This is a genomic window from Aliidiomarina shirensis (assembly GCF_003987345.1).
Lineage (GTDB): Bacteria > Pseudomonadota > Gammaproteobacteria > Enterobacterales > Alteromonadaceae > Aliidiomarina > Aliidiomarina shirensis.
This window is the reverse complement of the sequence record NZ_PIPP01000003.1, coordinates 157494-169918: the sequence shown is the minus strand read 5'-3', so window position 1 is coordinate 169918 and position 12425 is coordinate 157494. Positions and strand designations below refer to the sequence as shown.

The window sequence follows — 12425 nt, the reverse complement described above, 5'->3', positions numbered from 1 at the left end:
CAACCGCCTTAGAATGTCAGTGACCAGTTAACGTACCAGTAGCGTCCGCGATTCGAGTGGACGTTTGAGAAATAGCCGAAACTTTCATCGGCAATGGGTGGATCTTCATTCCCAATATTTCTCACACCTAAGCGTAAGCGAGTACCATCAAAAGTACCTTCGGTAAATCGATAATCAGCAAACAGATCTACAGTACTCCAGCTCGGAATACCCATGGGTTCACCACCCACATTTACGCTGGTTTCGTAAAAATCACTTACGTAGTTTGCACGAATGCCGGCACTAATATTCTCTTTGCGCCAATTCAGGGAGGTAAAGCCACGTAACTTGGGATTTCCGTTCATGCGAAGTAAATCACCAGCACCCACAACAGAAATATCCACTGGAACGGCTGGGTTTCCAGCCGCTTGCTCAGCCAGCACAATAGCACTGATAGGATCAGGGGTTTGCTCGAACTTACTTAGGTGCGCGGCATTTATTTTCCAATCAAAGCGCCCGATGCGGGTATCCCAACGATAGCTAACGCTTACATCGAAACCACCAATTTCTCGAACATCGAGGTTGTTATATTGGTTTTCAACATAAATAACTTCTAGCTCGTCGTTCCGAACCACGGCTTCATTGCGCGAACCTTGCGAACGTAGCAACGAATCATAAAGCAAATGTGTTTGGCTGTTGAGAATGCCAATCACACCCGTTTGTTCGATGTTCCACCAATCAGCCGTGATGAGTAAATTATCTATTGGCGCAAGTGCTAAGCCATAACTGAAGGTTTTTGAATCTTCAGGCTCTAACGTGGCATTACCGCCGCGAACTTCAGAAACGCTATAACGTGAATCGGTAACCGGATCGGTACGCGTATTTGAGCGGGTAACACCCTGTTCAACCACTTGCGGCAGGTTAGGCGCACGGAACCCTTCAGCGTATGAAGCGCGTAACTGAACCCAATCTGCAGGGACCCAACTAAATGCCACTTTTGGTTTGGTTACACTGCCAACATCGGAGAAATTTTCGTGGCGCATAGCCAGCTGTAAATCTACGGTGTGGTGGAGCGGAACGAGAAATTCGGCATAAGCAGACACTACATTTCGACTACCGCTGGCATCTGGCGTGGCACTGCTGCCCATTACCGAAGAATCAGAGATAAGATCGCCCGTTTCAGGATCGATGAACGGCCGCGAACCATCGAGTAGCGGATCGCGATCATCAGCATAGCCTTCGTAACGATATTCAACGCCTGCAGCTACCCCGATATCACCTGCATACCATTCGAGGATGGCCGGATTAGAAACTTTGAAATCCCAAAGTGCGAGTTCGCTCATGCTTTCGCGGCTTACATTGGTAGTGATGGCATCGATAACCGATTGATTATTACGCGCACCAAAACCACTATTTAGGTTATTCAGGTTACCACCGATAAACGGATTGTAAGCCAGTGATATATCGGTTTGGTTTACCGCTTCATAGAATGCATTGATATCGATGCGGTTATACGCCATATCACGCGTATCGGCACGCGAGTAAAGCACGGCGGTTTCCCAATCCCAAAGATCTTTGAAACCCCGCAAACCAGTTAGCAAACGATAGCTGGTATCATCAACCACAATGTTCCGTTGGCCGGTATCAACGGCACGGAAATTTCTGAGTTCTACGTCTTCACCGAAAGGGTTTACTGCGGCATCGGCGTTGATAATGAATCGCTGTGCGGTTAGATTTGCGTTTTGCTCGCGCATGCGGCGTGATTCCGCATCGTAATACAAAGCCTCAGCGAATAGCTCGGTGGTGCTGGTTAAATCTTGCGTGTAGTAGGCGTATAAGTTAATTCTTTCTACACCTGAACTCATGGTTTGGTCAGCGATCGCTGGGTCGTAACGCATATCGCGAGGCAACGAACCACTCGCAGCGCATACGCCATCAGCTAATACTTGTGTGCAATCACCCATGCTTTCGGGGCGAATATGAAATGTGCCTTGTGATGGCGAATTGAAAATGCCCCAAATACTCGATAGTGAACGGTTATCGAGCGCTGTACTACCTTGGTATTCTTCTGGAATACCATCGGCAAAGCGACGATCTTGATTCGATGCATACCAGCGATCGGAAGCGGGCATCGCCGAGCGGTCGTAGTAGGCTGCTGAGAGCGAAAGATGGCTTTTGCCGTCATTAAAACTAAAACCCGTAGAGCCGTTAATACTCAATTGATCGAGTGATGTGCCCTCTGAATGCCCATAGGTTAGATTAATATTACTCGAATCCACATCATCTTTGAGAACATAGTTGATAACCCCGGCAATCGCATCGGTGCCATACAGGGCAGCAGCACCATCGCGCAGCACTTCTAATCGGCGCAAGCCTGCTACGGGAAGGGTATTGGAGTTAACCGTGGTTACCGGAACAAAGTTTTCTGTTTGGGTGCCAGGGTGAAGTACTAATCGACGGCCATTCAGTAACGTAAGCGTGTTGCCTGTACCGATACCGCGTAAGTTTATTGAGGCAACATCACCGCGCGCATCGTTTACACCGCCAATAGTACGTTCATTGTTGAAGCTGATATCACCTATTTGCGGAATCGAGCGCATCAGCTCGTCGCCCGTAGCGGCACCTGTATCGAGAATATCTTCTTCATTCAGAATAGTTACCGGCAAGTTTCCCGCAGCGCGTGCGCCTCGAATATTTGAACCAATAACCTGAATTCGCTCAACGCTATCACGGCTATTGCTGCCACTAGCGGACGATACTTGCTCGGCAAAATTGCCTTGCACGCGGTTACTTGAATTTTGGCTGCTACGGCGAATCACATAGGTGGCGCTGCCTTGTTCTTCGAAAGTAAGCCCTGTGCCGCGTAAAACTGCGGTGATGGCTTCTTCAATGGTGAAGTTGCCATCAATGGCTTCTGACGTTTGGCCACGGGTAAGATCAGGAGAAAATACAATTTGGATACCGAGTATTTCTGCGAGCTCAAGAAGCGCTAAGCTCGTTCGCTGCGCTGGTATTTGTAACTCATGAGTGCGTTGTTCCGCTTGATTCTCTTGAGCAAACGCTGGCGAAACAGTTGGCAATACAACGCTTGAGCCCAAGGCTAGTAGCGTGCAGCAAGTTAAATAGCTTAGTCGTCTTCTCTTGTGCGTCATAGTTGTGTTTCCTGTTGTTGTTTTTTTGTCGTCACATAGCTAATACGCAGCCGAGATAAAATCCCTCCATCTTTTATTGTTGATGAATAAAAACATACTCAGATTCACGAACAATTCTTACCGGGAGCGAGCTTTCGAGAGCCAGCAAAATGTTCTCACCATTTTTAAGATGAAAAACACCGCTAATCCGCAACGCGTTCGCTTCGGCACCAACAATATGAATTTTGCGGTTGCGGTAACGGTTCAGCTCACGCACTACTTGTTCAAGCGATTCATTCTCAAAACGAAATACACCATGGCGCCAGCTTTGCGTTGTATTTACTTCAGCCACATCATTTTGGCTAATTAATTCGCTTTCTGGCCCGAAAGCACCAATATCACCAGCGGCCAAAAGATTATCTTTCGGTTCCGTTTGTTGCGTCTCAGTGGTTCGCTCTTTATTTCTGGCAATAGAAACCCGGCCTTGCACTACCGCTACTTGCAGTATAGCCTCATCGTCGCGTTTGCGAACATTAAATTGCGTGCCCAGCACACGAATGATTTGGTCGCCTGTATCAATAACAAACGGACGGTTCTCATCATGGGCCACATCAAAAAATGCTTCGCCTTTAGTTAAAGTAACGAGTCGTTGATTAGCGCGTACTTCAACCGTAAGTGTCGTGTCAGTATTCAGTGAAATAGTAGAGCCATCGGCTAATTTTATGTGGCGAACCTCGCCAACAGCTGAGGTGAATATTTCTGCACGATCAACATCGCTATATTCGTGCTCACTTATTCGAAAATCATCAAAGGTAACAACATCACGTATAACCTCAGGTGTGGAAGGCGGTGATTCTGGTGTGGTACCTACTAACTTTGGATTGCCCGGCGGTGTGTTAAAAAAATCAAGCGCAAGCGGCACAACGACTACCGCCAAAATACTTGCAGCAATGGCGCCAACAAACCATGTAGATGTTTTTACCAATCGCTTCTTCGGCGTAACAGCGCGCTCCGGCTCTTGATACAATTGCGCGGTGAGATCCCAGGTAGCGAGCATGGCTTGAAATTCACTTTCATGCGCTTCACTGCGCTGGCGCCAAGCATTCAGCTCGGCTTCTTCACGCCCGGTGATTTCTCCCGAATGTAAGCGGGTTACAAAATGAGCGGCTTCTTCGCGTATTTTATACTTACTCATGTTTGCTGAACCCCTGCGAATTGGAAGATGTTGTGGCAACTGTTTTGCGAATAGCTAGTAATGCTGCGGAAATATATTTCTCTACGGTACTTACCGAAACTGATAATTGGTCGCCAATTTCTCGATAACTCAGGCCCTCAACTCGGTGCAGCAAAAACGCTTGCCGTTTTTCCGGCTTCAATTTCGCCAACGCTTTATCGATTTGTTGTAGCTTTCGTTTTCCACTTAAAATTCGTTCCGGTGCATGCAGTGATGTTGCGGTTTCATATTCACCCCTGTGCATGTTTGCGCACCTTACTTGTGCTCTTCTAGCACGATCAATAAGCAGGTTATTCGCAATTTGTATTAAATAGCTACGTGCAGTATCAAGCCTATCAGCTAAACGTTGCGGTAAATCATCGATTTGGCTTAATCGCACATACACCTCTTGCATCACATCATCGCAATCTTGATTTGTGCCCAACTTAATGCGCACAAACCGACGGATCGCGATATCGTGTTCTGCAAGCAGCCGCTCGATAAGCTTGTGGCTTGCTTGTTTTCTATGCAATGTAGCTTTCAACACATGCAACCTACTTTTGTCGTCTATTTCGTGGGAAGGGCGCTATGTATAGATTACGCAGCGGCAACGAACTCCCTCCAATTTATTTAACGATAATGTTATTTTTGCGCACCTTCTCCTAAATTAGCAGCCATTCCCGTTTTCGTAGTTATATGCTCTAACCCATGGGCGTTGGGCCCGGTTTCACTGCGCCAAAGTTTAAACGCAAAGTAGAGTCCGGTTGCTGCTAGCCCGGTGTAAAACCACATACCGGGCGCATAGCCCGCTGTGTTATCAGGGCTGGCGTTATTCATATCATTGAGTAGCCCTACGATGGGCGGCACTACCATCCAACCAATTTGCTGACAGAATGTCATGATAGCGAACGCGGTTCCCAATCGTTGTTCTTCAACAATATAAGCTACTGAAGGCCACATTACTGCAGGTATCAGCGAGAATACGGCACCGAGTAAGAAAATAACCATAAACAGAGTGAGCGGCACCATGGCACTGCCAATGAACGGAATAATTAGATTAATTTCGGGGCCTGGTGGTAAATAAGTGACGGCCAAAAATAATGGCAGCATCACCAGAGCACCTGCGGCCATAAAGAGCGAACGGCGGCCAACACGATCTACCCAAATGCCAAACAATGGCGTGAGAATAATCGCCGCTACTGGCAACAAACTGCTGAGCAAACCGGCAGCTTCTCGGCTAATGCCGTGCGCTTGTTGGAAGTAATCAATGGCGAAGGTACGGAACGGAAACACCGTGGCATAAAACACCACACAGAGCGCCACGATGTACCAATAAGAAGCGCTAAATTTATAGAGGCTTTTGAAATCAACCTTTTCTGCGGCTGAACTCGTGCCTACTTGATAGCGGCCCTCGGCGCGGCGCTCCATAATCCAATATAAAATTGCGGCAGTTACTGAAATACCCGCAACAGCGGTAGCTAGCCATAGTGGATCTTGCCAGTTGGTATATAGTGGGCTAGCAAATGAAGTAGACCAATCGGCAGAGGCAGAGCCTAAGCGCGAGATTGATAAATTTATACCAAAGGCAAAGCTGAGCTCTTTTCCTTTAAACCACTTTGAGAGCACGGTTACCGCAGCCACAATTAGTGGCTCAGCGCCAATACCTAACATAAAGCGACCAGCCAAAATAACTTCATATTTTGGCGTGATCACGGTGAGTACGGCAGCAAATAAGCAAATAAGCGCAAATACCGTTATGGCCTTTTTGGTGCCCCAGCGATCAATGGCATAACCGCCGGCAAGTAATACGAGAAGCGCGGCTGCATTGTATACCGAAGATAAAAGGCCGATTTGTTGGTAGCTCAAATCAAGGTCTGAGCGCATTAAATCGAGCACCGGCCACATAGAATCATAAACGTAGTAGTTGCCAAACATGGCTAAACTAACGAATAGCAAAATAAGCCAGCGATATAACGGCGAAGGTTCTGGAAGCGCTGATTGCATTGGTGTTGACGGCATGAGTATTCTCTTATGCTAGTTTTATTTTTATTGGCGCTATTTAACCAGTGCGGGAAAAGAATGAAAAGTATTTCGTTCAATCTGTACGCTATGATCAGTTGAAAGATACTGGCGGATCACCCATCTAAAAGGTATTCAGTAAATAAAAGCATACAGCTAATTAGCTAGGAACTGGGCGAATCCAGGAACTTGGCAGCAAAAAAGGTTCAACCATGATTAAATTTTCAGTACTAGATTTAGCTCCGGTAACGACTGCAAACAATGTGGCAGAATCGCTGCGAAATTCGGGGGATATTGCCAAGCATGCGGAGAAGTGGGGCTATCATCGATTCTGGATGGCTGAACATCATAATATGAAAGGCATCGCTAGTGCGGCTACATCGGTGGCGCTGGCGCATATTGGCAGCCAAACCGAAAGTATTCGAATTGGTGCCGGTGGCATTATGTTGCCAAACCATGCCCCGTTAGTTATTGCTGAGCAGTTCGGCACGCTTGCTGCGCTGTATGGTGATCGCGTTGATTTGGGGTTGGGCCGAGCACCAGGTACCGATCAAGCAACTGTTCGCGCATTGCGCCGCGATCCAAATAGTGCTGAAGAATTCCCTAGCGATGTGCAAGAACTGTTGGGATACTTGGGGGAAGCACAGCCTAGCCAGCGTATACAAGCTACGCCAGGGCAAGGCTCTCATATTCCGGTTTGGCTGCTCGGTTCTAGTTTATATAGCGCTCAACTTGCTGCTTCGTTGGGCTTGCCTTTTGCGTTTGCTTCGCATTTTGCGCCTGATTACTTACATATGGCGTTGCAGGCATATCGCGCTAATTTTAAACCCTCACAATATTTGAAGAAGCCTTACGCTATGGCGGTAGTGAATGTATTTGCCGCCAATACTAGCGAAAAAGCGAAAACATTGATGAGTTCTATGCAACTACAGTTTGTAGCTTTACGGCAAGGGAATCCGGGGCCGCTGCCAGAGCCAGTGGCTGACATTAGTAAAGAAGTGGATGCTATGGCGCTTGCAGGCGCGAACCACGCATTAAAGTACACGGCGGTGGGTACATCGGAAGAAGTGAATGCTTACTTATCTGATTTTATTGCTGCTACTGAGGTGGATGAAGTTATGCTTACCTGCCATGCATTTGATCATAGTGCGCGCTTGCGCAGTTTTGAGATTGCCGCCAATACGCCTGTGTTTAAACAAGCCAGCGTTTAAACCAAACGGCTAGTGTTTACGGGGCTCGCCGCATTATGTGTAACTGAAGTGTGGCGAGCATGATTTGCGCCACGTTATTCGCTACACTCTATGCATCTTCGAATTGTTGGATGCATTATGAAACACTTGAAACCTCTTCTTTTAATTGCTTCTGCCCTTAGCCTTGCAGCTTGCAGCGATGCGGAAATCGCTGAACGTGATACGCAAGCTGCGTTTTCGCTTACCATCGCCCATATTAACGATACCCACTCAAGCTTTGACCCAGTGGCGAGTAGTTTTACTGCCAACGAAATGCGGGTTTATAACGAATTCGGGGGCCACCCGCGTATTCTCGAGCAGGCGAATTATTATCGTGCTCAGGCGGAAGCAGAAAACCAATCGATGTTGTTCTTACATGGTGGCGATGCTTGGCAAGGCAGCGCGTATTTCAAGTTAAATGAAGGCCGCATGAATGCCGATATTCTGAGCCGCATGCAACTTGACGCAATGGCGCTTGGTAACCACGAGTTTGATTTAACCAATGCACATTTGAATGCGTTTTTAAGCGCGGTGAATTTTCCCATGCTGGCGGCAAATGTTGATGCCAGCGTCGATGAGGATTTAAAAGAACAGAACAATTTACTGCCCTACGTGGTGTTTGCGTTCGATGGTTTCCAGAAGCAGCGCTTAACCCCAGGCGAACCGCTACCAGAGGCGCAGCATCTGGTAGCCGTATTTGGTCTAGCGCTCGATGATATGCCCAATATTGCGCCGAACACGGGTGATTTAGTATTCGCCAACATGGTCGAAACAGCCCAAAGCATGGTAGACGAGTTTCACGCTATGGGTATCGATAAAGTGGTGGCGCTCACCCATATCGGTAAGGCTATTGATGTTGAAATTGCCAACCAAGTAAATGGTATTGATGTAATTGTGGGTGGCCATTCGCACACATTGTTAGGCGATTTCTCTGATTTAGGTATGGGTTATGCAGGCACTTATGCCGAGTGGGTTATTAATCCTGATGGCGAATCGGCCACTTGCGTGGTGCAAGCTGGTGAATATGCACAAGCAATTGGCCGCGTGGAAATTGATTTCACGAACGATGGGCGAGTGTTGGATTGCGTGGGTGGTAACACGCTGTTAAGCAACGATAGGTTTTACCGCGATAGCGAACGCACGGAAGATAGCTATTTGGGTAGCGAAGCATCGGCAGAAGTGCTCGATTTTGTTGCGGTGAACCCGAGAATCGCTGTGGTTGAAGAAGAAGCCAGCATGCGCGCGCACATTGATTCAGTATATCGCCCGGCTATGGAAAGTGCTTATGGTGCTGAATTGGGTATGGTGCCGGCACAAATTACCCACGTACGAACACCAACAGAAACCTACCCAACAGGCTCAGAGGTAGCGCCGCTGGTAGCGCTTGGCCAATTCCAATGGGCAGCAACTGAAGCGGTAGCAAACGTAGCTGGTTTACAAGTTGATTTTGCTTTAGTGGGGGCCGGCGGTGTTCGGCAAAGCTTGGCCCAAGGGCTTTTGCGTGAAGGCGATATAACGCTCGAGTTGTTACCCTTTGCTAACTTTATTTCAATTGTTCCGCTTACGGGTGCGCAAATTACTCAGCTTTTGCAAGATACCGTAGCGGCAACCGTTCCATCCGGCGCGCATGCGGGTAAGTTCCCATACGGCGGTAATATGCGGTATCGCTTTGATGAAACGCAGCCAGGTGTAACGGGCGAGATTGTGAGTGTGGAGATCAACCGCGGTTCTTTATTGGAACCGGAATGGCACGCTGTAAAAGCCGACGCCACCTATAACGTAGCGATGAATAGCTATAACGCGACCGGCAATGATGGTTGGGATGTACTTTATGAAGCGCAAAAAGAAAGCTCCGATCGGGTTGATTTAGCTTATGTGGATGGCGAACTTACAGCTTTTGCTGTTGATCGTATTGAGCGCACAAGCGATGGCCGTTTGCAGGTTATTTATGAAACCGATGCTTTGCAGTGCGATATCGCGGGCGTAGCGTGCAACACCGATGCCATGGCGGTTGTAGAGTTCCTTCGCGATATTTATGTGCCGCTACGCGGAGCGGTTTTACCGCTGCCATACGGTGTCGTTGAATGGAACTTAGAAGAGTAGGCCCGCAAAAGGAGAATAAAAATGCTGCATCAGCAGCTTGAGGAAGAACACGATTTATTCATGCAGCAAAGCCGCGTTTGGGTGTTTTCAGGCGCCGCTTTGTTAGCTTTGATTGCGGGTTATATTAATGTAGTAATGCTTGGCTTTTTCCAAGTGCCCGTTAGTCACATGAGTGGTGCTGTTTCTCAAATAGGAATCGATGCGTGGTTTGATGATTGGCGGCATTTGGTTCTGATCGGCTCAATCGTCGGTGGCTTTTTTCTCGGGGCATTCATTTCTGGCTTAATTGTAGAAACTACAACCTTGCGAATGAGCCGAAGGTATGGCGTTGCGTTATTGCTGGAAGGGATAATATTGATAGCTGCTACAGCGCTTGCTTTAAGTGGAATATCTTGGGCAGTTGCACTAGCCAGTATGGCATGTGGTTTGCAGAATGCGATGGCCGGAAGTTATCGCGGTTTAACCATACGCACAACACATGTAACCGGCATTGTTACTGATTTAGGTGCGTTAATAGGGAATCGTTTGCGGCACCGAAAAGTTAAATCTTGGAAGCTCGGTTTATTGATCACAATTCTATCTTCATTCTTTATCGGCGGTTTGCTCGGCGCCCTAACTTTTAGCATTGTTGGTATGCTTGCTTTAGGCGTAGCGGCTATTGTTTGCTTGCTGATTGGTGCCGCCGTTGTTGTTTATTTTAAGCCCCATTCCAACGCTCGATAATTAATTCGCAATTTGTGGAATAAACCTAACCCTCCGTTCGTTTATTAAATAACTCTAACAGTAGTTTTACTTGCGAGAATAAGCGGTGCATACATTAAATAATCCATATTTGCAGTGGTACTCGGGTGGCTTAGCGCTTGCTCGAAACCTACTTGGTTGCCCTGATACGGCCCAAGATGTGCTGCAAACTGCGATAACTAAAACGTTGTCGAATAAGCGGATGCCGGACGACCAAGCGGCTCAACGCGTTTGGTTCTTTAAAGTAGTACGCAACGGGTGTTTCGATTATTTACGTCAGCAGCAAAAATTTGATAGCTCGGCCGTACCGGAAGAGGTGTTAGGTGCAGCCGAAGTTATCGACGAGGTTGAAGCTTCAGAAAGACAACGTTGGGTTCGTGCGGCCTTGCTGACATTAACCGTTGAGCAACGGGAAATAATTGTATTACGCGATGTAAATGATTTGAGCTATGCCGAGATCGCCCAGGTTTTGCAAATGAATAGCGGAACTGTGATGTCTCGTTTGCACCGCTCGCGTATGGCATTGCGTGCAGCACTGCAAGATCTCAAAGCAGAGAATGGAGGTGTATATGAGTAAGCTGAATCCATGTGAAGCTGTTCAAGAACAGTTATCGGCGTACTTAGATGACGAATTAACTCAGCAGGAGCAGCAGCGTATTTATCTGCATGTGCAGCAATGCCCTGAATGCAGCACGTTGTTGCAGGAATTAGAAAGTATGCGCACCGATGTGAAAGATGCCGTGCTTAGCAGTATTGATACGCGTGATTTACCAACAATATTACACGACCAACCAGCGCGCTGGCTGGGCTGGATAGGTTGGAGCTTATTTGCTTTAGGTGTTTTGTTGGTAGGTGCTTTTTTCGCTTGGGAACTCGCGAGCGAGCTTCTAATCGGTACGGCAACGCCATGGTGGTTCCGCCTCGGTATCGCGGGGTTATATCTAGGTTTGGCGGCATTGTTCTTAAGTGTATTACGGCAACGTATTGTTGCACGCAAAACGGATAAATATAAAAAGGTGAATTTATGAAACCAATACGAGTTGTTACAACGGAAACTATTGCCGGTAGAGAAATCTCGGAAACTCTTGGTATTGTGCGCGGGAACACTATTCGGGCTCGGCATGTTGGCCGCGATATTCTCGCGGGTTTGCGCAATATTGTGGGCGGCGAATTACATGATTACACCAAACTAATGGCGGAATCACGTGAACAATCGATTGATAGAATGATTGATGAAGCGAGGGCTTTAGGCGCGGATGCCATTGTGGGCGTGCGTTTTTCCACGTCGGTAGTTGCCACCAGCGCTGCCGAGATTTTAGTATTCGGAACGGCTGTAAAACTGGCACCTTAAAATATGTGTAACGGTGAAATTGCGGATTTGTGAACTTCGCGTATAGTTAATTTCGAAGCGGTATTTTCGCGCGCACGGCTCAACTAGCGTGCACTGCTAAGTACCCCGTGAACCTTCACTATAACTGCACATAAAAATAAAAGGCAACGCCATGTTCTCTCAATACCGAACTGAAATAAAATGGGGTGTGATTTTCACTGTCGCCCTGCTTGCATGGATGCTGATAGAACGTTTAGTTGGGCTGCACAGTACACACATCGCCGTGCACCCTATCTACACCAATATTTTCGCGATTATCGCAATTACGGTTTACGTGCTTGCCCTGCAAGAGAAGCGTGATCGAGATTTTGCTGGCAAAATGAATTGGGCACAGGGATTTATAACCGGAATTTACATCACGATTGTCGTGGTTATCTTAAATCCACTAGCACAGCTGATTATTCATTATGTTATTACTCCGCACTTTTTTACCAACGCGGCCACGCATGCGGTGGAAATGGAGCAGATGAGTGCCACCGATGCTGCGGTATACTTTAGCCTCTCCAATTATTTGGTGCAGAGCTTTGTAGGTGCCGCAATTATGGGCATTATTACTGCGGCGGTTGTTGCTTTATTCGTGCGTAGAAAATAACTACAGAACGAAATTTCATTGCTATAAA

At 47.4% G+C, this 12425-nt stretch carries 11 protein-coding genes; 7 read left to right on the top strand and 4 right to left on the bottom strand.

The window, feature by feature from the left end; all coding sequences use genetic code 11:
- Positions 1-8 precede the first annotated feature (8 nt).
- The 4 genes from CWE13_RS08185 to CWE13_RS08170 all read right to left on the bottom strand — a co-directional run bounded on the left by CWE13_RS08185 (position 9) and on the right by CWE13_RS08170 (position 6342).
- A complete protein-coding gene (locus tag CWE13_RS08185) occupies positions 9-3131 on the bottom strand; it encodes a TonB-dependent receptor (RefSeq protein ID WP_126807620.1) in 3123 nt (1040 codons plus the stop codon).
- A 73-nt stretch (positions 3132-3204) separates the two neighbouring features.
- Positions 3205-4305, bottom strand: coding sequence for a FecR family protein (locus tag CWE13_RS08180; protein WP_126807618.1), 1101 nt, complete (start codon positions 4303-4305; stop codon positions 3205-3207).
- Positions 4298-4870, bottom strand: coding sequence for an RNA polymerase sigma factor (locus CWE13_RS08175; RefSeq protein WP_241973660.1), 573 nt, complete (start codon positions 4868-4870; stop codon positions 4298-4300). The genes CWE13_RS08180 and CWE13_RS08175 overlap by 8 nt, the downstream gene beginning before the upstream one ends.
- 95 nt (positions 4871-4965) lie before the next feature.
- The gene (locus tag CWE13_RS08170) at positions 4966-6342 is read right to left on the bottom strand and encodes an MFS transporter (RefSeq protein WP_126807614.1); all 1377 of its coding nucleotides are present in this window, start codon (positions 6340-6342) and stop codon (positions 4966-4968) included.
- A gap of 212 nt (positions 6343-6554) precedes the next feature.
- On the opposite strand from CWE13_RS08170, the gene CWE13_RS08165 reads away from it, so the two are divergent.
- The 7 genes from CWE13_RS08165 (at position 6555) to CWE13_RS08135 (ending at position 12397) form a co-directional block, all read left to right on the top strand.
- Positions 6555-7553, top strand: coding sequence for an LLM class flavin-dependent oxidoreductase (locus CWE13_RS08165; protein WP_126807613.1), 999 nt, complete (start codon positions 6555-6557; stop codon positions 7551-7553).
- A 117-nt stretch (positions 7554-7670) separates the two neighbouring features.
- Complete coding sequence (locus CWE13_RS08160; protein WP_126807611.1) at positions 7671-9674, top strand: bifunctional metallophosphatase/5'-nucleotidase; 2004 nt, start codon at positions 7671-7673, stop codon at positions 9672-9674.
- Between the two features lie 21 nt (positions 9675-9695).
- Positions 9696-10397 (top strand): YoaK family protein, encoded by a 702-nt coding sequence (locus CWE13_RS08155; protein ID WP_126807609.1) that lies wholly within the window; start codon positions 9696-9698, stop codon positions 10395-10397.
- Positions 10398-10482: 85 nt separating this feature from the next.
- Complete coding sequence (locus tag CWE13_RS08150; RefSeq protein ID WP_126807608.1) at positions 10483-10992, top strand: RNA polymerase sigma factor; 510 nt, start codon at positions 10483-10485, stop codon at positions 10990-10992.
- Positions 10985-11443 carry a zf-HC2 domain-containing protein gene (locus CWE13_RS08145; protein ID WP_157980948.1) on the top strand — a complete coding sequence of 153 codons (459 nt, stop codon included), beginning with the start codon at positions 10985-10987 and terminating at the stop codon, positions 11441-11443. Before CWE13_RS08150 ends, CWE13_RS08145 begins: the two co-directional genes overlap by 8 nt.
- On the top strand, positions 11440-11766 hold the full coding sequence (locus CWE13_RS08140) for a YbjQ family protein (RefSeq protein WP_126807604.1): 327 nt from the start codon (positions 11440-11442) through the stop codon (positions 11764-11766). Before CWE13_RS08145 ends, CWE13_RS08140 begins: the two co-directional genes overlap by 4 nt.
- Before the next feature lie 151 nt (positions 11767-11917).
- A complete protein-coding gene (locus CWE13_RS08135) occupies positions 11918-12397 on the top strand; it encodes a DUF4199 domain-containing protein (protein WP_126807602.1) in 480 nt (159 codons plus the stop codon).
- Positions 12398-12425: the final 28 nt, after the last annotated feature.